Origin of the sequence: Haliea sp. (assembly GCF_040221975.1) — a bacterium.
Taxonomy (GTDB): domain Bacteria; phylum Pseudomonadota; class Gammaproteobacteria; order Pseudomonadales; family Halieaceae; genus Haliea.
In genome coordinates, this window is sequence record NZ_JAVJWR010000036.1 from 197,711 (window position 1) to 218,965 (window position 21,255).

The following is a 21,255-nucleotide window of genomic DNA, read 5'->3' on the forward strand; positions in this document are numbered from 1 at the left end:
GCTAACTTAGATTTAAACGACTGATATCTCTAGTTTCGGTATAACCCGACTTCGGTCACATGCTGTTTGATGCTAATTGCTACCGCTCGAGCTAGCTCAACCGGGACAGCATTTCCGATCAATCGTCCAAGGGTCTTGAACTGTACGTCCTGTTTGGTTTCAACGAACTTATAATTCCTCGGAAAGCTCTGCAGAATAGCCGCCTCCCTGAGTGAGATCGCTCTATCTTGATCTGGATGCCCAAAGCGGCCATTACCGAAGCCATAACATTGCGTCGTCATGGTGGGCGAAGGCTTATCCCATTCCATACGACCATAGACGCCAGGGAAAGTCTTCCCGGTATTACGTTTGTGACAATCCGCCACCAGATTCTGAGGCCAATCGCGCCATGTCCCGCCGGCGCTCGATGCTTTCATCCGCTTCATATTTAGATCACTAAGTGTCGCCGCCACGTGGAGGGGATCCCGAGGCGCAGTTTCACCAGCCTCCAACGATCTGAGTTTGCCTATAGATTGCTTGACCGTCCTCGGCTTGGGCGAGGTCGGAGGCACTAACTCTATCTTTCCGTGGAGTGAGGCTAGCAACACCAGCCGCTTCCGAGTCTGCGGCACCCCATACTTACAGCTGTCGACGACATCGAACCAAGTGTGATACTTCAGCCGTTTGAGCGTAGCCACGAAATCCAGGAAAACTGTATGCTTGGCCAGCTTTGGTACGTTTTCCATGGTGATTACGTCGGGCTTAGTACTTTCTGCCAGCCGGGAAAATTCGTACAGCAGGCCCCATTTGTGGTCTCGCTGCTCGTCATATCGCTGGGCGTATGTCGAGAAGGGCTGACAGGGGGCGCATCCGGCCAGGATTTTGACCGGAGCGTCGCCAAAAAGGCGTTTGACCTCCTTGGCGGTTAGCCCCGAGACATCTTTTTCGATGAATCTTGCGGGCTTGTTGTTTTCCTCAAAAGGGTACTTGCAGGCCGAATCAAGGTCGATTCCAGCCACCACATTTAGTCCTTCCAGCACGAAGCCGTGAGTTAGACCGCCGGCGCCGCAGAAAAGATCAACACATTTGAGGTCTTGCCTACTCATATTCAAGCAAAAAATCTCTTATCTATTTGTTTTAATTAACTATTTTAATACTAACATACATCTCTTACATAGCAGACTGTAATATGGCCTGATGCCTTCAAACAGCTCAATTATCAACTTGCAACAGCAGCTAAAAAAGACCTTTCTCGTGTTGCTCATCAAATTCTTATTGCGTCGCAACCGCCCACTGGTCAAATAATGATCAAATCAACCCGCTACCACCACATTTGTAGCAACCATGGGCCATGGCCCCACCGGTACCGTTACACACTGGACAAAAGATCGGTCCACCCTTGGTGGCTGAGCCGCTAACAGTATCATCTTCGATTTCATCTGCCTTCTCGATTTCGCCAATATCGAAAGCGTCAAAAGACAAGCCATAGGCCACCGACAATCTGTCGAAATTCTCAGCTCTCAAACGGCTGGCCTGCAATCTTTCTGGTTTTGGTAATCCTTTGCGAATGATTTTGAAGGGATTACCTCGCTCCTCCAGGTTATCGATAAGGCCAGAATAAAGCTCGACATTCGCGCCGCCACCGCAAAGAAAGATCGGAACTCCCTCCTCCCATCGGCGCGACATTCGGTAGCGCTTCTCTTTGGTGTAGCGGAGTTCGTCGTTCAATTGCCTGGACACTTTTGCTCGAAAAGGTCTATCAATTTCGGCAAGCTGTTGCTGGCTAATCCGCACCTTCTTAGCAAATTCTCTATTGGATAGAGCCCTGTCCTGTGCGTGCGGTGTCCAACGCCCTTGATATTTGAGCTCTTCCAGCCTGAATCTAGTGTGAAAGAATACGCCTAGGTTCTTGACCGACTTTGAAAAAATCGGATAAAAATCCTCTCCATCACGGTGATATACGTTGAATACAGTGACATCGACAGTTCCCGCTCCGACATCCATCAAAGCGTGAAGGTCCTCTTGCCGCTGCGGTGAACGAACATAACCGGTGACCTGTGCTACAAATTCCGGGAAAAGACCTATTGCGTCAGGGTGAATGAACCTGTCTTGATTTGAGCCAGTATCTTCTTTCCCTTCGAGAACTCGTTTGGCAAATTCCAGATTTACATTTGAGTTCGTTACACTGACCACCCACGCGCAATGTACGATATCTCTGTAAGCCTGGACTAACTCCTCATCGTGGTAGTTATGGGTCGGTAGGCCCACATTCAAATTCCAGTCCAGGTAGTTCCGGCCATAGATGCGCTTTTGCTTACTAAACAGCCACTTCCGGGAATACTGGAGAACTAAGGCCAGATATGCGACAGACTCTGCCTTAGAGTCGAGACTGAAATCGCCTTCCAGCATCCGCATCTTGAGGTCTCTAACCCCGCGAGTTTTTGGCGAATCCAGATTAAGAGTGCAAATGCCGGAGGAATCGATGGCCATCGCTGCAGGTAGCAAATACTGATTGCCTTCGTCACCAAACTTGGAGAAGTGCACGCCGTAAGCCTGGCGAGTTTCTCCGATTACTACTTTGGTAAATGCCGTACCGAAGTCCAAACCAATAACCAGTTGCTGCTTCTTGTTCCGCATGGTTACATCAGGAAATTGCGTTTCCTCAGTAAAAAGGCTTTTCGGTGTTGTTACCGTTCTTATTAACTTCCTTAGCAAAGTATTCGTCCTGTTAGGTAATCGATATCACGCCAAAGCAGACTTCAAACTGGGAATGACTGAACTCAGACTTTGACTTTAGGGACTCCAACTGCACTTCAAACCGCTCATTAACTTTATTGATCAAACCTTTACGAGCGGGAATCAATTTTTTCTTGCCGGCCGTTCGCATATCCTCAAGAACTCGCTGATGCATATCCAATTGACGGTTGCGATGGCGCTGAGCGGACTGAACCTGAAAGGAGATCCGATCTGCGTTCTCATCACTCCTATTTCGACTGACCTGCTTATAATCACGCTCAATCTCTGCCACACAGTCGTCGGATAGTTTTTCGACGACCTGTCCGTCGAGTTCAGCTGCTGCTGACAACCAATCGGACCCCTCGATGCGTGCAAAATTGATCAGCTCCCAGGATTGATCAGCGCTCAGTACTTGCCCTGTCGAGAGAGACACCGCCCTTGCACGCAATTCTTCTTCCAAGCGAAGGCCGGTAAAAGACCAGAGATAAACGGCGAATACATAGACGTCTTTAGGCACTTGTGTCACAGCACTGCTCGGTAATTCAATCGCCACGAGTGGGTAGAAGGCCTCATTCCTGGATTTCAGGTCCTCGCAAATGAATCTAATCAGTGGATGGAACTGGCTAACACCTTCAACTCGGCTTCCAGTTGGCAAAAGTTTGTTCAAGAATTGGCAACGGACTGTCTCACCGGTAGACAGGCGTGTCTTGCCGAAAAGCTTCTTTCGTCGAATGAAATCATCAAGCGCGGCAGCAGACTTTGCAGGCAACCTAACATCGAAAACTAGCTCATCAGCTTTCAGTTGGTGGAATTGATGCCCCTGGCAGAACTTCTCCAAGTAGTCTTTGACATAGACAAAAAGATCCTCTTCGGTAATACGGCGCTTGAACTCGTGAGCCGCATGGACCTGTTCCAAAATATAGCCACCGTGGGCTATCAGGTGCGAAGCTTGCTTTTCCAGCTCACTCTGATCTTGGCGAATCCTCTCTATCGCCAAAGCGGTTTGATCTATACGTTTGTTCTGCTGCTCTTCTGTCAAATCACGACAGATGAGATCGTTGGTGAGCGCTTTGATATTTTCGCCAAGAATAGCCTCCATACCACCCAGCGCTCGCTCGAAGATACCGAGGCGCTCAAACAGCCGCTCATGAATTCGATGATCAATCGTATTTGCATAACACAAGTTCCAAATATTGATCTTGTTGGCCTTCTGCCCTATACGGTCGATACGCCCTATGCGCTGTTCGACCTTCATGGGGTTCCATGGCAGGTCATAGTTGACCAATACTCTACAAAATTGCAGATCCACCCCTTCGCTGGCCACCTCTGACGACAGGAGAACTCTGGCTGTAGGGTCGTGTCGAAATTCGTCGATGACTTGCTGCTTGGTCTTTTTCATTCCCCCAACTAGAACCGTACTCTTGATCCCTGCCTCATTAAGCCTGCTAGCAAGATACGACAAGGTCGCACGGAAGTAAGAAAATACGACCACCTTTTCTTCTGGAAAACTATCCAAGTAGTCGGCGATCAGTTTATAAAAACGATTGTACTTGCTGTCATTTCTTTTGAGCGCTCTGATGTCAACGCCATCCATCACGCTCTGGCTAATATGACTTATCAAAGGGGAGAGATGTCGATTTTTGCCGATATCCAGGCCGAGGTCTTCATACAGCTCCTCAGCCCCGTCGCCTGTCGCCCCACCCCAAGACATCGCAGCGGCATACATGCTGCTGGAAATCTGCCTTTGAGGACTAGCAAGCATGAAGCCCTCACTTATATCGTTGACCGCGGCGTAATCCCTAACCGCATCAGTGACACTCTGATAAAACTCCCACTCTTCCTCGTTCATATCAACGAACTCGCTGAATGGTTCGCGCACTACTTTCCATTCGGTGACTTCAACTTTTCTGGTGCGACTGACCACATGGCTGAGTAGATTTACCCGTTCGATTCGATTGGCCAAATTGATTCGATTTGAGATTTCATTTGGCCCATTAATTACGATGTCCGATTCAATCAGCCCTTTAAGCTGAGCACTGCCTTGCAGCAACTCATGGGATTGCGCTTCTTCGAGTAACTCCTTGACCTCCGAGAAAGTCGAGCGCTTATCCAGCGCAGCCGAACGAGCCCTCTGCAGTGGCTCATTAGCCATCAGGACCAACGGGAAAACCTCCTTCACATCGAACGAATCCGGGTCGACTAGATTGAGAAGATGAAAGAGATCATCTTCTTTCAAATTGATAGGAGTAGCGGACAGTAGAACCACGTTTTCTGATACATCACGCAGCAACTGACCGAGCTTCGCAGTCTGACTCTCAGGGTTTCGCAGATAATGCGCCTCGTCGACGATCAAAAGGTCGATCAATGACTCAAAGTCGGCGTGCTCCTCCATATAGCGTGCAAGCCGTCGTCGAGGACTGTCCTTGCTAGAGTCATCATCTCGCCAGCCTCTTGGCGGCCTGAGTCCTTGCACGCTGCAAATGTAGCCCCTTCCATCTTCATCTTCGTGTCGATCTCGGCGCAGAACTTCCAGCAATTCATCGGCGTCGACGATACTCGCATCTACGCCAAACCGCGTCTTCAACTCGTCCTTCCATTTCTCCCTGAGCATTGCGGGACAGACAACAAGCAACCGGCGTGCCTCGTATCGTGCTCGGAGCTCGGTCCAGATCAATCCGGCCTCGATCGTCTTACCCAGACCAACCTCATCAGCTATCAGAAGTCCATTGGATGGGGATTCGAGAAAAGAGAGTACTGGCTTGAACTGGTATGCATAGAAATCGGTATTGGTCGTTTCCATACTGTAGACGAGGTTTGCGAGTCTTCCACTGAGTTGGATATGCGAAAGATTTCTGCGCAAATCAGTAAGTCGACCAAACTTCTTCTCTGCAAGCAACTCGAATACGTCCGAATGGTCATCGGAAACTAACTCAATTTCGTAGTCAGGCTGATAGCTACTGGCATCCCCAAAATCCACCTGGTAAAACTTGGTTTCTCCACGTTGCCGATCTTTCCCTGTTAGAAAGCCGACTCTGCCCGGGTCGCTAACCAGGCGAATTTTGGTGCCTTTTGTAAACAAAGTCGCCCCCGCACATTGAGCTTATATAGCGCCCAGATGAATATTCCATGCCATGGCTTACAACACATTGATATAATTTACATTTTTCTACTACCGGATGCACTAATTGCGCGATCCAGCAAGTCATCTTCCGAGAAGGGCTTAAATCCTCTTAGTGGTCAAACAATCCCGGACTGTACTTTAACTTTTTTCAAAATAGATCTAGATTTTTTTGCCGCCCGATTGGCCGCTCGTATCCCGCAAGAAGTACCTCAGGGCACCTCGAAACCAGGGATTCAGAACTGATGCCAGGCCAAACTATCCACGCTCCCCATTGATCTCCCCAACCAGGTAGAACCGATAGAAGGAATCCTGCCCTATACACATTAACCGCACCCAGCTGCCCAGGTAGGGTGCGAGATGCCCTCTCTTGTCGTCAGGCACCTTATATACTATCGAATCACCGATGCGCTGGAGAAAATAGTGAGAGTAGTGCCCCCGGAATCCTTTGTAGCCTTGGTCAAGTAAGTAATTCTCTATTTCTTCGAGTGCATCCCGCTTCTCTTTCGTCCAGGTCTCATGCCGCCTGAACCCTTTCACTAATCGCTCAAGCTTCCCCGTCAGGTTATCTTCCATCACTTCGTTACCTGTACCCATATGCACACTCTCCTTTAGTCTCTCGAAAGAGCTATTACTTCAAGAAAGGTCAAATTCATCGCCATCATCAAAAGCGTCACGCTGCCGCAAGTGGTCGGCCCGAGCGTCCTGTCGACCGCTAACCCGACGCATCCTGCCACTACGTTCCGTCGCAGCTTCCTCCGATTCCTGACTGAAAGCACACAGGTGTATGACGCGATTCCTGGCAGCCAACGCACCGCCAGTGATCGAGCTCGAGTGGACGCGCAAGTCCTCGCCTTCCCCGAGCGCGGTAAAGCTGTCGACTTGCGCTGCGGCTACCGCCTCCAAAAAGGACTCCACGCTCAGCTCATCGGCAACAACATCAGACTGCTGCTCTTCAATGGCATCCAGCGCATAACTGCGAATCAACTTGGGCATCAGTTTGCCGCAGGTGGCACTGGCATCGAACAGTTCCACACCGCGGATTTCGCCGTTGATGGCAAAGCACGCCCCTATCTGGTTGTCTGCAACCTGGAAGCCGGCCACGTACTCATCAACAGACACGGAAAAGTGTTCATAGGCGTCGGAGATGGCACCGGTGGCGGAGCCCACTGCCATATTGCGCATCTTGTCGCCGATGTCTGACCAGACTTCAGACTGGTTCGAGTTGCGGCCACTGCCATCTCGGAGGTTCTCGCTCACCCGCGCCGCCTTACGCGCCCTCCCCTTGCTGAAGAATGTGCGCTCGGCAGAGGCGAATTCACGGGTAAGATGGCTCCAGCGACCCTGCTCTACACAGGACACCGGGATCTCAAGCTTGGTCTTGGCCGGCACCAGGATACTGAGGTTGAGGATGCGGTTCTGCTTCGCCCCAACTAGCTCCTCCCCATCGAGCAGGAATACCGCCTGCTCCGATGTATTGTCCAGCAACAGCGTGGGAACGCTGCCGGATTCAGACACCTCGGTGACCACGGCGAGGCCGAGGGCCTGGGCTTCGGCGAGGGTCAGGTAATCGGCCTGGCTGCCATTGGCTGCCATCAATGGCGTAATCGACAGGTTGGCGAAAGTTTGCGTTTCGCCCAACGCGACGTTGTGAAGGGCTACGTTGATCATGGTCATGGTCCTGTACTCCCGGTTCGTAGGGGGCTGGTGTAGCGCCATGAATGATAGTCGCAACAAATCACATGTATATAATGTATACATATACACGTCGCGTTTTCGCGCAGGTGTTAGTCGTCCTCCTCTTTATGCTCTATATTTTCCTCTACCCATTGCTCACCCAGAGCCTGATAACAGTCACTCAGCTGCGGGTAAAAGGGCGAGCTCAGGGACAGGAAGCCGAGGATCTCCAACGGCTCGTTGCCGCAGGCTCTCATATAGGTCCAGTTAGAGGTGAGGATACCGCCGGGGTAACAGGGTTCGGGATTACCGGCGCCATCAATCAGGTCGATAAGTTCTGTGAGAGTCAGCGGTTGCTCTGACTCGTGGAATGGTAGCTCGTAGCGCATGGACTCTTCCTCCTCGTACTCACCCACAATCCGGTAATGGATTGCACCGTCCGATTGCCGTGCGCGCACGCTGATCTGGTCGCTGGTGGTTGACGCCATGCTGATTCGGGCGATCTCCACTTCTTTGTCGTAAAGGGGTGGCAGGAATTCACCTCCCAGGCACCAGGGGCCTGACCCGCCCCAGGCGGATCGCTCCTCGTCAACAAGCCCCTCTTTGACGAGGAATTCGTTCAATCCCCTGAAACCTTCCGCTTCGTAGATCCGCCGGGCTATGTGCTGACGGGTCTTACCGCGGATGTGGGACAATAACTGCTCGGGCTTAAGGGATTCCGGCCAATAGCTGCCGGGCCGGAAAGACATGTTGATTGTGTTCATGGTTAGCGCTCCGCTAAAAGTTAATCGGGAGCATCAAGTGGGCATACGGAACCTGTTTGGTTGCCTAATGGCCACATCTCCTTACGGAAACCACCTTGCCCAGGTAGGCAGGTTGGCAGGTTGGCAGGACATAAAGCCCTTCTTGATGCTGTGGGCGCGGTATAGTCAGAAACCGGGTCGAATGCTGCTACGAGCCGACCTGTATATTTATCATGTACCGTTTTCAAGCGGATGCGGAAGGACTGCCCATTTCGGGCTGGCTTACAGCGCTATCCAATCGCGTGAAGTATGCGAAAGCTACCGCAAATTGGCCGTTTACGATTGCATCGTCAAGCGGCTGTGCTTTATCTTCAGCGATGATTCGGGCTAGATGGATAAAAACAAGAATGCCGACACCTACCAACTACATTCTTATCGACTTCGAGAACGTTCAGCCGCGGAATCTGGAGCTGCTGAAACAACACCCGTTCAAGGTGTTTGTGTTTGTCGGGGAGAACCAATCGAAGCTGCCTTTCGCCCTGGCCGAGGCGATGCAGGGCCTGGGAGATAATGGAAAGTACATAAAAGTTGCTGGGAATGGCACAAATGCGCTGGATTTCCACATTGCTTATTACATCGGTCAACTCGCAGCAGAACACCCGGAAGGCTATTTTCACATCATCTCAAAGGACCAGGGGTTCGACCCCCTGATTCGACACCTGCGAGAGCTCAAGATAAAGGTCGGACGGCAGAAAGACCTGGCAGAGATACCTCTACTGCGCATCTCCAACGCTGTGGGTAAGGACGAAAAACTGGAACTCATCGTGAACAACCTGCGTGGGCGCGGCCAATCCAGGCCTCGCAAGGAATCCACCCTGGCCAACACGATCGACAGTCTTTTCACCAAATCCCTGGGTGAAGCCGAGTCTCTTGCTCTGGTAAGAGAATTGCAGCAACGCAAGTTCATCACGATCAATAATGGAAACGTGTCCTACCAACTGCCTGAGGTCTGAGAGACGAACCTAGGTCTCTACTACCGGATAACAGGCGTCACCCCACAGGGTATTCGGGTTGTCCATCATCAGCTGGATTACATAAGGCACCAGCTTGCCCAGGAAGGCGGAACAGTCCCGTAACTGGTCCCTGTTCACACTGCTATTCCAGGTGGGCCGCCGTGAATCAGCTGGTTGCTCAGGGTGTACATACGGGCAAGGATGATGGACAGCACGTGGGTAGTCCGGTGGGCTGCCAGTGCTTCGCTGGCCGCGAACTTGGCGCTCGCCAAATTGGACCCCTAATGGCACCAGCATCAAGAGAGGGCTGGCGCCTCGCCAACCTGCCAACCTGGGCAAGGTCGTCGACTATAAAGAGTCATGTGGCCTCAAGGCAACCAATCAGGTTATCCTGCTTTTCGGCTCCCTTTCCGCATCAACGTTTTGAGGAGGGAGCTGATATACCTCCACACCATTTTGCCGACTGCAGCGCACATACCCCATTCCGGCACGGATGCTCCTGCTGCCCTGCCCCACCAGTTCATGCTCTGGGAGGGCAACTTGTGACAGGGCATTGCGATGGTTACTGAATGGTATACCGGCGACTTGTTCGGTATACCCGGTATCTCCATCACGAGGACGCCAATCAGCCGGGTGATGGTCGACCTGGAGCGCTTCACTCAATCTAACGTTCTATTCTAGTTTGATATCACGCCTGTTGATCATACTCACTGATCTAGTATTCAACGCCCTCCACCCTGAATATGTACCAGAAAAACATTGGGACTCTCATCGTCTGGGTTTTGTCGCACATGCTGCCTGCCGAAGGTTGGGGTAAGAAGTGATTTGGTGAGAGAGCGCCCCAAGGTATTATTATCTATCACCTATAGCTCAAATGCCTTCAAAGAATATTTTTGTTACGCCACCTCCCTTGGTGCCAGGATCAAAACCTCGTTTGCTGCCTCCGGTTTCGACAGAGCCTTCAATTCGTTTTCAAATGCGGACGGAGTGATCTTGTTTTCTAAAAAGAATTTGTACTGCGCCTCGTAGCCACTCAAGACATTATCTCTTTTGACCAAACTATCCATAATCTCGATTAGGTGCTCTCTTTCAAATTTTTCCTGCTTGGATGAAAAATGGCTTGGCAATGTCCAGCGAGATTTTGGCTTAATTCGAAGGTGATCTACCCAGTCCCAGCCGCGCGTTTCTTCTGCAGAGAAATCCATCCACTCAACCAACTTTGCCGCTGGTACGGAAGACAAATATTCATCGTTTAAAAATCGATGCTCATCGCCTTGCAGAATCTTTTCATTCGCGATGTATCGGCTCTTCTCCCTCCATTGAGCGATGCCCTCCGCTAGTTCAACTACGGCATTGTCATACATACCTAACTCTGCACTGCATCTGGCTTTCATGAGAAAAGCTGTGCAGTAGTAGTGTTGACTCGATACTGACTCTAATAGCCCTGCCGGCAATGAATCTTCCCACGCTTGCAAGTACTGCATTGCAACTTGACCCACTTTGCTACGATGTGTATGTAAAACCTGTGTTCGATGGTTTTGATCAGAAGGCAAATTCTCCAAGTCTTGGGCTGCATCCAACAACGCTGCATGGCGCTCAGTCTCCAGAAAATTCTTTATCCACTTTATATCTTCTCCTAGATCTTTAAGTCGCCGATCAACTTTTTTTAAACTCTGATGCATTACCGCAAATCCAACCGCGCTAACGGCAAGTCCAAGTCCCGACATAGCCATAGTAGCTGTACTCACCGCCATGATTTGTTCGCTCATTTTCTTAAGATTGTGCAATTGATATGTATTGAACATCTCAAACGGTGCACTAATAAGACCGAATGGATCAAGACTACGACTAGCTGCGGGAATTAGATGGCGCACTATCTGACCGGTAGTATTTCTGACCACACCACCGTGAAGTGAGTAATCTCCAGTCGCCAAGCCCACCAATACAGAGTTGGGTATTGCTCTCTCAACGTTAAACAAGCTTCCCAGGACATCCATATCGCACTCCTACCAGGTCAAAGTTGTTATTGGCTAAATTGGCTGCACACCCCTGAATTCGATCATACAATTTGTACCGAGTATAGAGACCATGTCCAGATCAATTGTTCTCTGCCTGGTCATTTTTATAATTGCCACAATTCCCGTCGACCTCGGAGTGGGTGATTCCCACCCAAAACTCACCCCTAATTCTGGAGACGGTACTGATCTAGTGAACCAGCCCAGCGAGCCTACGTCTCGGCAAATCTTCTGCAAGGTATTGGGGTGACCGGTGCCCTGCTACGTAGCGGATTCAGGAAATCTGAAATTGAGCCCAATTATTGAAAATACTCGGGGTGAATATGGGGGTATATATTACGCATATAATAACAGTTATCTATATATATCAATACCTTAAAAGTATTATTTAGTTGTCGCCGCCTCCACCAATCAAGCTAAAAAAGGTCGCCATGGGCGACCTTTTTTATGGCTCTACCCACATAACGGGGGTGGGCCGGTTTTCACTAAACCCGATTAATGCCCTCGTTATAGCGACAACCCTTTGTTTCGATTGCGCCTTTCCTGCAGTGCCAGAAATATCAGGGTCACGATGGTCAGCGGTATAACGCAGTACAGCATCATCGCGCTGAACCTGGGCAAGGCGTCATGATGCGACGCAGCCAGAACCAGGTAAAGGGTGTAGGCGACGTAGTAGCCGAGCAACAGCATGCCTTCCTGACGGCTGATGACGCCACCGGTAAAGAAAACAGGCAGGCACAACAGCGCGACCCCGATCATCACGGGTATATCGAACCCGGTTACGGCTGTCGAAACCTCGATGCCCGCGGGCGCAACGATACTGGCGATCCCAAGCACGCCCATGATATTGAAAATATTGCTGCCGACCACGTTACCCACGGCAATGTCGCGCTCCCCGCGGATGGCAGCGATGATTGAGGTCACCACCTCGGGAAGAGAGGTGCCTGCCGCGACTATGGTCAAGCCGACCACCAATTCACTGACGCCCAGATACTCGGCAAACACCACCGCGCTGTCGACCAGCCAACGCGAGCCGACCACCAACAAAACAAGACCACCAACCACCAGACCCGCGTTTTTGGCCCAGCCCGGCTGACCCTGCTGGTCAACGCCAAATTCCCGAACGTACTCCTCCTTAACCTTGGCGCTTTCCCGGCGGCTCTGGTAAATCAGAAACCAGATATAGGCCGACAAACCCGCGACCAGAACCAAGCCGTCCACCCGACCGAAGCTCTCATCCAGCGACATGACCAGCACGATGATCGAGAGAATAATCATCAAGGGCACATCAAACCGAACCAGCTGTTGCGAAACAACCAGTGGGACTATCAGGGCGGAGACACCGAGAATGAACAAGACGTTGAAGATATTGCTGCCAACCACATTACCGACGGCAATACTGGTCTCGCCGGACAACGCCGACTTGACGCTCACCGCGAGCTCCGGTGAACTGGTCCCAAAAGCCACAACCGTCAGCCCTACAACCAGTGGCGATATGCCGAGAACTGCGGCCAGCCGGGTTGCCCCTCGCACCAGGGCTTCCGCGCCAACAACGAGCAAAAGTAGTCCAGCGAGAAACAGGAAGATTGTCATTTTGGCCTCCGTATTTGTCATGGTCAAACCGGGACAGAAGCTCAGTCCGGGCTTAGCTATCGCATGGCATAGGAAGGGGCCGGACTGACAGGTTCCGGTCCGGCCTGTGCCCGCAGCAGGGCTATCAGTGCACTGTCCCGGCTGTAGATATCGCGGCGAAAAGCAATGTCGCCCGAATCAGTCGCAAAGGCGGTGAAATAGACCAGGTAGGTCGGCACCGGCTGCCTGAGGTTGATGGTCAGTGTTTCCTGACGTGCCATCAGTGCCTCGACATGTCCTGCGCGGGCGTGCCCCTCACGCTCAAGTAGCCACTCCGCCAACACCGTGGGATGCTCAAGCCGGATGCAGCCGGATGAAAAGCTGCGCTCCTGCCGCGCAAACAGTTCCCGACTGGGCGTGTCATGAAGGTATACCGCATAGGGATTTGGCATCATGAATTTTATGCTGCCCAGCGCGTTCTGCGGTCCGGGCTGTTGCCGCAGCAGGTAGTTGAAGCTGCGACGGGTCACCGACGCCCAGTCAATTGCGCTTACCGGCACAAATACATCTCTGCCCGGAGGACGGGTTTCGTATCCCTTCTGCGCCTCCGCCAGGGCATCTGCCTGCAGCAATGGCAGTTTGTCCTTGGTGGCAATACTGAAAGGCACGTTCCAGTACGGGTTGAGCACCATGTACTTGAGCGTTTCCGTAAACACGGGAGTTCGACGATACGGCTTGCCTACGATCACGTTCATGGATAGAGCCGGCTCGCCGTCTTCAAAGGCGCGCAGTGTGTAAGCGGCAATATTCACACGCACGTAGGTAGCTGGCATCTCTCGCGGCAACCAGCGCCAACGCTCCAGGTTGGCGTCGATTCGGTCTATCCAGGAAACCCGGTTCGCGTTCAGGACCTCCAGGGTGTTTGCACCCACGATGCCATCGGGCTCCAGACCAGCGGCCAGCTGGAACGCGGTGACCTCGCGCAACAAATCGGTATCGTAATACGGCGTGTAATCACCCGGGCCCTGCAGTCGCTGCTTCAGCATGACCACCCGCTCACTGCTGTCCCGGGGCCTCAGCAGGGTGCCGGGCGGGATCTGGACAGAGGCCTCCTCGTCCATTGCGAGAATATCGGCCCGGCGCTGGAGGAGAAGCGTGTAGTCAGTTGCCTGCGGCCATAACGCCTCGAGCGTTCTGGTGACAGAACCCGGCTGGCGGACGGCGGAAACAAGCAACTCAACTGGATCCATTTCAGCCCGCGGCACCTTCCAGTCTTCATCCAGGCTGGATGGTGATACAACACCGCGCGACCGGTGTAGCGCCTGGGACAGAAACGCGTCGGTCAGCAGGAGTTCGACTGCAAGACGCGCCTCGCCCTCCTCCATACCCAGCAACCGTTGTAGCGCACTGCGGTGATAGCGCTCGGCCGCGAAACCATGCGCCGCGGACTGGTCGATCGCCGCCAGCATCTCCGGCACCTCCGCCTGCAACGGGGCCCCGGCGAGCCAGACAGGCTCGTGATTACGATCACGATACAAACGGGAAAGAACTGCCGGGTGCTCCAACCGTTGCCCGGAAATCATCGGTACGGCGCCGGCGTCGAGCCCCTCCAGATAGCCCCGGATTACATCTGCCACCTCACCATCCGCCCTGGCAAGCGGTGCCAGGCACAGCAAGACAAGCAAAAAGGACCTTCTGATATTCGGACATCTCATGCTCATGCGCCCAGTATACGCTCCGGAGGGCAGCTTGGCAGCAACCGGTGCATCGAGCTCTTCACCGAACTTGAGGGTCCCCTCTGAAGCTCGGAAGCCGGGAACATACGGGAGCGCTACCTTCGAGTGTATCTACCGTCGAAAGCGACTACCCATGCACCGCTTGCGTCTGTTGATTCCCACAGCTGACGGACACTGCCATCGGCCGCCGGCGTCCATGAGATCCGATGCCTGGTGATAGCCTGGTTCGTTCCGGTGGTCTCGCCCTCCAGAACCATCCGTCCGTCACGAACTCCGCCTTCAAGCAACAACAGCAAACCACTCGAGTCGACCCAGGTCTGATGCCAGGTTTGCCGCGACGCGTCATAGATATTGAAGCTCTCCCCGCTGTAACCTCGGCCGGTGTCGTAGCGCTCGTGCAAAACACAGCCACCGATCTCCCTTGTTATGCTATTGGTGCCCGCCAACTGGCCATCAGCGCGGTGAACATTCCAGTCCCCAATCCAGAAGTCGAAGGCTCGATGCTCGGCGCCCATACACGCCATTGGCACCGTCTGCGCCAATGCGGGTGCGGAAAAACCGAGCATCAACACTCCGCTGAACAGCAGGCAGACCGCGAGGTGAACCCCCGCAAGCGGTCGCATAGTGCGCAACCCATGCACTGCAAAGAAAACTGGTCGTCCTGGCCCGAAAGCAGTTCGCTCCACGGCAGGGGCATCAGCAGAGGCTGCGATTCTCGATTCGATCATGGCTTTGTCTCCATGGATGCAAGCGGGGGCCGTTTCCGCGGAAAGGCAGCCACACTCCGAATGTGGACTGTAATTGGGTATGGAACCACAGGAAGTCTCGTTCACTTGTCGCATCGGTTGCGGCCTCCAGAGAGCATCGGCATCATTCCTTTCAGGCGACTAGTAGACTTCATTCTCATCGCGCGCCCTCACAGTCAGATTTCCCATCGAGTCAAGTTCCACGTTGAATATGATTGGCCTGCAGCATACCTGACAGTCCTCAATATACTCGTCCCCCACCTCCTGGTGGTCCACGAACACCTCGATGGTTTCTCCACAATATGGGCAGCTGACGATTTGCTCTTCCAGCGGTTCCATGGACATCTGTGTCAATCTCCCATCGGTTTCAATTGTGAGCAGGGTCCATCGGACGCAATGACACGGCATCGTCAACCGAAGCACGATGAGTACCCGCCAGTTCAGTTCGAAACCGTGGCAGATACTCCGGAAAATGGTGCTGGATAAAGGCAATCATGCGCTCACGCACATAACACCTGAGATTCCAGAGGGTAGTGGAATTCCTCGCACTCATCAGAAAGCGAATCTGGACCGACTTTTCACCTGCTTCCACCACCTGTACCGTCGCCATGGCGCCGTCCCAGCCGGTAGACGCTTCCAGCAGGCGGGCATACTCTTCACGCAGTGGCTCGACTGGAATGCCGTAATCGGCCCAGATCATGGCACTACCCATCAGCTCCGCGCTGTTTCTCGACCAGTTCTCGAATGGATTCTCGATGAACCACTGCAACGGCACTATCATGCGACGGAGATCCCATACCCGCAGGACCACATAGGTCGCGGTGACTTCCTCCACCCAGCACCATTCTCCCTGGACATGCACCACATCATCAATTCGCAAGGGCTGGGTGAGCGCGATCTGCATACCCGCCAGCAGATTGCTCAGCACCGGACGTGCCGCAAAGCCGATAATGATGCCGCCTATGCCCGCTGAAGCCAGCAGGCTGGTGCCAACCTTGCTCACCGAGTCGAATGTCATCAGCGCAACACCGGTACCCATAATCACAATCACGATATTGAGGCCGCGGACAAGAAAACGGGTTTGTGTCTCGATCCTGCGGGCTCGTTTCCATTCATCCTCAAGAGCGGGATTGAGTTTGACGATGACATCGCCAATGACGGATGTCAGGGCGACAGCCACCCAGGTCAGGGAAATGATCAGGAGCAGGGTTGCAACATGCTGAAGCGGCTCCAACAAGGCAAGGTTCCGGGGCACGTTGTGGAGAACACTGTTGAGCGCCAGCAGGCACAGGGACGTACCAAGGGGCAGTGCCGCCGCATCGAAGAATATGCGGGCGATCGACTCTGCCCGGGAGAAACGGCCAACCAGGAAGACCAGCAGTTTATAAACCGCAAAACCAGCCAGTACAGCAAGCAGTGCAATGCCGGCAGCGTCCGCCCACTCAACCACTTGTTGCATGCACCCTCCGCACAATGCTGCACCGGTCCACAAGTAAACTAGCAGGATGTGCGGACATTGCAATAAAAGCGGCGGGCTCGGAACCATTCACAGGCCAGGTAGCATTGTTTATCCTGCTTGTTTACTGCCCTACAGATCGCCGTGGTTCCCGGAGGCTGCCATTGTTCACCAGTGGCCATCATTGCTGTTCGTTCTCAAGTAACACTTTCCATCGACGCTGGCGATGGCGATAGAACACTTGAGCGAACAACCAGACAAACGGAGTCAACCATCCCGCCCGTATTTCGATTTCATCGGTATAGCTCACCGTGCCTGGCTTTGTCTCATGAAAGGATATGTCGTGATTCCAGACTGGCGCCAGCAATCCTTTCTCCCGGCTTGAGATGACGTTCTGATCCCTGTCAACTTTCACCAGTTGGATCGTGTGCAGCCCCAGCGGTATGAACTTGAGGAAATACAGCTTTAGCGAATACTCCCGACCAACCTCCCATTCGCCGTCAAGCGCACCGGGCTCCACCGGCGCGAAGGCCAGCATGGGTGATGCCACGAACTGGAGGGAAGCCGGCTTGTCGATATGTTGCCAAAGCGCGCTCTCTGTGCACTCCAACTGTGTGGAAATCCGTGCGAACACTTCCGTATTACCTCGTTGAGTACTGAAGCGAACGCTCAGCGGCGTCCTGATCGGTCGACCTTGATGCCATGGACGATCGACCTTGCCGCCGCGCAGGACGTCAACCGGTGCTCGTCCGGAGCAGAGCCCATTATATGCTTCTCGGCATGCCGGCGAAATGTCGCGATCACCGAAATCGAAAGCTCGTGCAGAGCGAGGCTTTAGGGCGCTATTGTAGGCGCAAAGCGGTGGCGGACTTGTCCGGCATCGGAATGATCGGAGTTACCGCATGAGCAGGCAAACCTGATTGACGCTGGATCACTCCGGGCCGTTTGGCAATGGAATACCAGAAAAGTGCGCCGGCAATTATCGTGCACTCAGGGCCACTCTGGCAGGCCCTCGAACTCCGGGGCTTCACTAATCGCCGCCTCCCATACTGCTCTGTTGCATGTAAACAAGTGGGCAGTTGGCAACACAGAGACTTCAGTGTCCAAACACCCTGCGGGAACAACAAGCAAACCTGCAGGTTGAGTGCCTGGTAATGCTGAACCACACGACTTGCAAAAGCATTTGTTGTGGCGCGTACCTGGAAGAGTAAAGGAAGTCACAGCATCCTCACCTGCCAGCCAGGTTAGCTTAGCAGACTGTGAAAACAAATTTGCCGCATGAGCAGATCCCGTATCTTTTTGACAATACTGGCAATGACACAGGTAAAAGCTGTCAAAGTCACCCTCCACCTCAAATCTCACGGTGCCACACAGACAAGAACCAATATGGTCAGTCATCGGATTTCCCAAATTGAATTGCAGGTGGCGCAGAAATTCATGAGTACTAGCGAATAACTTCTCCTTGGCAGCGCCTTGTTACGCATCGTTGTATATAACCGGCATTCTTCCTTTCCAGACTGCCCATAATTCCGCGTCTGTAGCCAGATTTGCCATAAAATTCGCAACGTTCTCGCGGCTAGTAGGTGCCGAATTAAAAATTGCATTTCTCGTTGGAGAAGCATGTGTTTGATATGAAGAAACTTTAAATTCATTAGTAAGGCTATCTGGCCTCACCGCCACCCACTCAATCAGTGGGTGCTCCTGACCAATACACACCCGAAGAAAGTCAGCCGCTTGCTCGTTATCCACGTGCGGGGGAAGCAAGAAACGCAATATTGATATTACGATTCTCTGTGACAGTGGGGGATTTTCCGGAATATCACGATTACTGTTACCTGTGGTATTCATCAGGATGATCCCTACCTTCTCATTTTGCGCGAGTAGGCCTATAGCTCTTGTTACTTTTTTAATCGTATCGGTAACCAAGTATCTGGGATCTCCATACATTCCTTTGAACGTAAGGTTATGCCCCAAACAGGAAATAACAACACGGCAGCCATCAAGATGCAATGCCAGTTCTTGATCGGTAAGTTTTGCAATATCAGCCACGACTTCGCAATAATTCGGCTGATTACCAACTGCATCCTTCAAGGAGCTGGCGGCTCGGACGATAGACACGACCTCAACACTTCTTTGAAGCAACTCAAACACAACCAGCTTGCCTGTAGCACCACTTGCCCCGACAACCAATGCTTTGCTCATCTTATGGGTGCCCCTGGAGTATTACGCTCAAAGCAACAGTGCGCGTTAGCGCTACTAGCCCTCAGGGCGACACAGCCTTTGCGTGTTAAATCTTTATACGGAAAGTACAATTTTATTTCTATCCAGATCTCTGATATAGGCAGAATACTTAGGCCCTCGCTGCCCCGGCTTGCCCTCACAAGTTGCACCCAATTCCATAGCTCTATTGTAAAGCCTTACTACCTCTCCGATAGACCCGACATTCAACCCAATCATTGTTCCGTTTCCATTCGTGGCAGGCTCGCCATCAAATGGTTTGGCAATTGCGAACGCAAAGTCTTTACACTGCCAGAAAGTCATTCTGTCAGTTGACAACACCTGGCTAAGTTCTGTTTGGTCGAAAAGGGCATCATAGAATGTAATGGCTGCGCCCATGTTGTTTGTTCCAAGAACGCAATAGTCTAATTTCATTGCTTGCTCTCTCAGCTGTCAGTCGAACTTCGTGGGGAAAAATACCAGACGGAGTGACAGATTCCTTTGTCAGCCTCAACGTCATGGTATGCGCATACCGCCAAGAGGTATCAGTCGGCATTCCGATGGTCATCCTCTCGTCGAGTTCTTGCTTTCATCTCTTTGCCAAGGCCGACACCCAGTGCGACTCCGATACCGATCCCAGCAGCCAGGCTGTCGATGCCGATTCCGATAGCGACACCGATAGCTGCCCCTACTCCGACTCCAATACCCATCGGATTGGAATATTTAGACTTACTCATTCAGCCCCCTTGCCTGAATACAGAAGCTCATGAAGTGCCACTCGAGGGGCACATAACGCCTGAGCTCTGGAGTGTTTGAGGCGACCGATTTTGCGGCACCGAAAATGGACGGCGCGTCAGTCGCCCTCGAAACGAGTTGATGGGAACCAGCACACTCAGGTTCGAAATCATGGATCTCGCCGCTCGAGTAACCGTACCATTTCCTCGGCCACCAACGCAGCCGAAGGCAGGAACATGGTTGAAACAATGCGCTGATCGACAATGACTGCATGTTTATCGGTCAATGTTTCCTTGTTATCAGCCAGTGCCCCATTATTACGAAGTTGATCCTCGACAAGAAAGGGCAACAATCCGCCCTGCTTGGCCCAGGATTTAGAGTGTTCGGTCGAGTTTGGGAACCCGGCCACACGCTTGCCTTTCACCATATAGCCACCATTCTTCAGCTTCGCGTTGGCGAAGCCGCCGGGACCATGCCCGCAGCCGCCCACGATACCACCTAGTTCGTAGACACCCCCGATGAGGCTCATCAACTTTTCGTTTGAAGCAACGTCAAACAGTGTGCCGTAGCCACCACCGATATACACGGCCCGATACTCACCAACGTTGATTTGACTTGGTTTCAGCGTGTTTCCAGCCTTGCCCAAAAAGTTCTCGTACTTGATGGCATAACTACTAATGCCCAGAGGCTCCATCATGAACTCGACTCGGCCACCTTGAGGCGACACAAAATCAACCTCATACCCATGCATTACGAAGATATGGAAAGGCGGCGCATATTCCCAAAGGTTGTTTCGTGCGTCGTGCTGCTCGGGATCGCCCATGTCGAGCACATTCGATGCGACAAATAGAACCTTGCCTTTCGCCGCAGCGAATACCGCAGCCGGGGCGAGAGCTGATGTAACCAGGCAGAAAGCAAGCGCCAAAGCATACGATTTGTTCGTCAGCAGAGGTATGCCCGAGTGGAACGGCATTTTCAGGCGTCTCAATTTGCGTAGCAGACCGCAACAACCAGCAAACTTGTCGATGACAATGTCGCCAGTGACCTGGCGTGATTCCACCGAACCCACTGTGCAAGGTAGATCTCCCACATCCTTTCACCTTCTTCACTATCTGAATTAACCACGGCAAGCCTATTGTTAAGCGGCACATTACAGACGACAGTTACACCTAAACACCCCAGGACGTAAACCGCACCACCAATGATACCCAAGGTACGTGCGCCAACACCAAGATCTTGCCAGCCTACAAGCACTGCTGCCACACATAGAACACCGGTACCAAAAAATACCAGAAGGAAAACTGGCCTGACGATAACGAGGTTGATCGACTGCATTGCAGCAATACCCTTCGATGGCGGTATTTCAGATAAAGCTTTCATTATGAAGTTCGAGAAAGAGCAAAATAATCCTGCCATCAGTCCGCTACCAATCGTTGCAAGCATGAGAAATAGAGTGGACAGGTTGCTCATAGTTTCTCCTCGTTGGTCGTTGGTTCGTCTAACGACAAGTCA

Annotated in this window: 21 protein-coding genes and 2 riboswitches; of the genes, 1 reads left to right on the top strand and 20 read right to left on the bottom strand. The window is 52.4% G+C overall.

The genetic code is table 11. The features are described from left to right. Positions 1–29: 29 nt before the first annotated feature. The 6 genes from RLO07_RS19010 to RLO07_RS19035 all read right to left on the bottom strand — a co-directional run bounded on the left by RLO07_RS19010 (position 30) and on the right by RLO07_RS19035 (position 8,274). Entirely contained in the window at positions 30–1,085 is a 1,056-nt protein-coding gene (locus RLO07_RS19010; RefSeq protein ID WP_462293727.1) for a DNA cytosine methyltransferase, read from the bottom strand. Between the two features lie 202 nt (positions 1,086–1,287). Continuing rightward, complete coding sequence (locus tag RLO07_RS19015) at positions 1,288–2,616, bottom strand: hypothetical protein (RefSeq protein WP_462293728.1); 1,329 nt, start codon at positions 2,614–2,616, stop codon at positions 1,288–1,290. Positions 2,617–2,707: 91 nt separating this feature from the next. Then, positions 2,708–5,794: an SNF2-related protein gene (locus tag RLO07_RS19020; protein WP_462293729.1), complete on the bottom strand. Its 3,087-nt coding sequence runs from the start codon at positions 5,792–5,794 to the stop codon at positions 2,708–2,710. A 297-nt stretch (positions 5,795–6,091) separates the two neighbouring features. After that, entirely contained in the window at positions 6,092–6,430 is a 339-nt protein-coding gene (locus tag RLO07_RS19025) for a hypothetical protein (RefSeq protein ID WP_462293730.1), read from the bottom strand. Positions 6,431–6,469: 39 nt separating this feature from the next. After that, positions 6,470–7,510: an ARPP-1 family domain-containing protein gene (locus RLO07_RS19030; protein WP_462293731.1), complete on the bottom strand. Its 1,041-nt coding sequence runs from the start codon at positions 7,508–7,510 to the stop codon at positions 6,470–6,472. 110 nt (positions 7,511–7,620) lie between these two features. Continuing rightward, on the bottom strand, positions 7,621–8,274 hold the full coding sequence (locus RLO07_RS19035) for a hypothetical protein (RefSeq protein ID WP_462293732.1): 654 nt from the start codon (positions 8,272–8,274) through the stop codon (positions 7,621–7,623). A 46-nt stretch (positions 8,275–8,320) separates the two neighbouring features. After that, positions 8,321–8,428, bottom strand: a riboswitch (SAM-I-IV-variant riboswitch). A 58-nt stretch (positions 8,429–8,486) separates the two neighbouring features. Between RLO07_RS19035 and RLO07_RS19040 the strand changes: the two genes are divergently transcribed. Further along, positions 8,487–9,266, top strand: coding sequence for a PIN domain-containing protein (locus RLO07_RS19040; RefSeq protein ID WP_462293733.1), 780 nt, complete (start codon positions 8,487–8,489; stop codon positions 9,264–9,266). 9 nt (positions 9,267–9,275) lie between these two features. On the opposite strand, the gene RLO07_RS19045 is transcribed toward RLO07_RS19040, so the two are convergent. From RLO07_RS19045 to RLO07_RS19110, 14 genes are all read right to left on the bottom strand, one after another. Then, entirely contained in the window at positions 9,276–9,404 is a 129-nt protein-coding gene (locus tag RLO07_RS19045) for a hypothetical protein (protein WP_462293734.1), read from the bottom strand. A 150-nt stretch (positions 9,405–9,554) separates the two neighbouring features. After that, positions 9,555–9,657, top strand: a riboswitch (SAM-I-IV-variant riboswitch). Positions 9,658–10,162: 505 nt separating this feature from the next. Next, positions 10,163–11,263 (bottom strand): hypothetical protein, encoded by a 1,101-nt coding sequence (locus RLO07_RS19050; RefSeq protein ID WP_462293735.1) that lies wholly within the window; start codon positions 11,261–11,263, stop codon positions 10,163–10,165. Positions 11,264–11,788: 525 nt separating this feature from the next. Beyond that, positions 11,789–12,874 (bottom strand): calcium/sodium antiporter, encoded by a 1,086-nt coding sequence (locus RLO07_RS19055; RefSeq protein WP_462293736.1) that lies wholly within the window; start codon positions 12,872–12,874, stop codon positions 11,789–11,791. A 56-nt stretch (positions 12,875–12,930) separates the two neighbouring features. Next, a complete protein-coding gene (locus RLO07_RS19060; protein ID WP_462293737.1) occupies positions 12,931–14,490 on the bottom strand; it encodes a L,D-transpeptidase family protein in 1,560 nt (519 codons plus the stop codon). Positions 14,491–14,684: 194 nt separating this feature from the next. Then, the gene (locus tag RLO07_RS19065) at positions 14,685–15,317 is read right to left on the bottom strand and encodes a hypothetical protein (protein WP_462293738.1); all 633 of its coding nucleotides are present in this window, start codon (positions 15,315–15,317) and stop codon (positions 14,685–14,687) included. Positions 15,318–15,476: 159 nt separating this feature from the next. Beyond that, complete coding sequence (locus RLO07_RS19070; protein ID WP_462293928.1) at positions 15,477–15,743, bottom strand: CPXCG motif-containing cysteine-rich protein; 267 nt, start codon at positions 15,741–15,743, stop codon at positions 15,477–15,479. Continuing rightward, positions 15,703–16,794, bottom strand: coding sequence for a mechanosensitive ion channel family protein (locus RLO07_RS19075; RefSeq protein WP_462293739.1), 1,092 nt, complete (start codon positions 16,792–16,794; stop codon positions 15,703–15,705). The genes RLO07_RS19070 and RLO07_RS19075 overlap by 41 nt, the downstream gene beginning before the upstream one ends. A gap of 178 nt (positions 16,795–16,972) precedes the next feature. Further along, complete coding sequence (locus RLO07_RS19080) at positions 16,973–17,425, bottom strand: hypothetical protein (RefSeq protein ID WP_462293740.1); 453 nt, start codon at positions 17,423–17,425, stop codon at positions 16,973–16,975. Between the two features lie 356 nt (positions 17,426–17,781). After that, positions 17,782–18,189, bottom strand: a complete 408-nt coding sequence (locus RLO07_RS19085) for a GFA family protein (RefSeq protein ID WP_462293741.1) — start codon at positions 18,187–18,189, stop codon at positions 17,782–17,784. Between the two features lie 78 nt (positions 18,190–18,267). Further along, positions 18,268–18,993 (bottom strand): NAD(P)H-binding protein, encoded by a 726-nt coding sequence (locus RLO07_RS19090; RefSeq protein WP_462293742.1) that lies wholly within the window; start codon positions 18,991–18,993, stop codon positions 18,268–18,270. A gap of 93 nt (positions 18,994–19,086) precedes the next feature. Then, complete coding sequence (locus RLO07_RS19095) at positions 19,087–19,443, bottom strand: VOC family protein (RefSeq protein WP_462293743.1); 357 nt, start codon at positions 19,441–19,443, stop codon at positions 19,087–19,089. A 110-nt stretch (positions 19,444–19,553) separates the two neighbouring features. Further along, a complete protein-coding gene (locus RLO07_RS19100) occupies positions 19,554–19,745 on the bottom strand; it encodes a hypothetical protein (RefSeq protein ID WP_462293744.1) in 192 nt (63 codons plus the stop codon). A gap of 167 nt (positions 19,746–19,912) precedes the next feature. Then, positions 19,913–20,803 (bottom strand): type 1 glutamine amidotransferase domain-containing protein, encoded by an 891-nt coding sequence (locus RLO07_RS19105; protein WP_462293745.1) that lies wholly within the window; start codon positions 20,801–20,803, stop codon positions 19,913–19,915. Then, positions 20,728–21,213: an anthrone oxygenase family protein gene (locus RLO07_RS19110; protein WP_462293746.1), complete on the bottom strand. Its 486-nt coding sequence runs from the start codon at positions 21,211–21,213 to the stop codon at positions 20,728–20,730. Before RLO07_RS19110 ends, RLO07_RS19105 begins: the two co-directional genes overlap by 76 nt. Between the last annotated feature and the right edge of the window lie 42 nt (positions 21,214–21,255).

What these genes read in the sequence shown, in the direction of transcription:
- RLO07_RS19010 (WP_462293727.1), bottom strand. Translation starts at nt 1,085, where the DNA reads ATGAGTAGGCAAGACCTCAAATGTGTTGATCTTTTCTGCGGCGCCGGC.
- RLO07_RS19015 (WP_462293728.1), bottom strand. Translation starts at nt 2,616, where the DNA reads ATGCGGAACAAGAAGCAGCAACTGGTTATTGGTTTGGACTTCGGTACG.
- RLO07_RS19025 (WP_462293730.1), bottom strand. Translation starts at nt 6,430, where the DNA reads ATGGGTACAGGTAACGAAGTGATGGAAGATAACCTGACGGGGAAGCTT.
- RLO07_RS19030 (WP_462293731.1), bottom strand. Translation starts at nt 7,510, where the DNA reads ATGACCATGATCAACGTAGCCCTTCACAACGTCGCGTTGGGCGAAACG.
- RLO07_RS19035 (WP_462293732.1), bottom strand. Translation starts at nt 8,274, where the DNA reads ATGAACACAATCAACATGTCTTTCCGGCCCGGCAGCTATTGGCCGGAA.
- RLO07_RS19040 (WP_462293733.1), top strand. Translation starts at nt 8,487, where the DNA reads ATGTACCGTTTTCAAGCGGATGCGGAAGGACTGCCCATTTCGGGCTGG.
- RLO07_RS19050 (WP_462293735.1), bottom strand. Translation starts at nt 11,263, where the DNA reads ATGGATGTCCTGGGAAGCTTGTTTAACGTTGAGAGAGCAATACCCAAC.
- RLO07_RS19055 (WP_462293736.1), bottom strand. Translation starts at nt 12,874, where the DNA reads ATGACAATCTTCCTGTTTCTCGCTGGACTACTTTTGCTCGTTGTTGGC.
- RLO07_RS19065 (WP_462293738.1), bottom strand. Translation starts at nt 15,317, where the DNA reads ATGATCGAATCGAGAATCGCAGCCTCTGCTGATGCCCCTGCCGTGGAG.
- RLO07_RS19070 (WP_462293928.1), bottom strand. Translation starts at nt 15,743, where the DNA reads ATGCCGTGTCATTGCGTCCGATGGACCCTGCTCACAATTGAAACCGAT.
- RLO07_RS19075 (WP_462293739.1), bottom strand. Translation starts at nt 16,794, where the DNA reads ATGCAACAAGTGGTTGAGTGGGCGGACGCTGCCGGCATTGCACTGCTT.
- RLO07_RS19085 (WP_462293741.1), bottom strand. Translation starts at nt 18,189, where the DNA reads ATGACTGACCATATTGGTTCTTGTCTGTGTGGCACCGTGAGATTTGAG.
- RLO07_RS19090 (WP_462293742.1), bottom strand. Translation starts at nt 18,993, where the DNA reads ATGAGCAAAGCATTGGTTGTCGGGGCAAGTGGTGCTACAGGCAAGCTG.
- RLO07_RS19095 (WP_462293743.1), bottom strand. Translation starts at nt 19,443, where the DNA reads ATGAAATTAGACTATTGCGTTCTTGGAACAAACAACATGGGCGCAGCC.
- RLO07_RS19100 (WP_462293744.1), bottom strand. Translation starts at nt 19,745, where the DNA reads ATGAGTAAGTCTAAATATTCCAATCCGATGGGTATTGGAGTCGGAGTA.
- RLO07_RS19110 (WP_462293746.1), bottom strand. Translation starts at nt 21,213, where the DNA reads ATGAGCAACCTGTCCACTCTATTTCTCATGCTTGCAACGATTGGTAGC.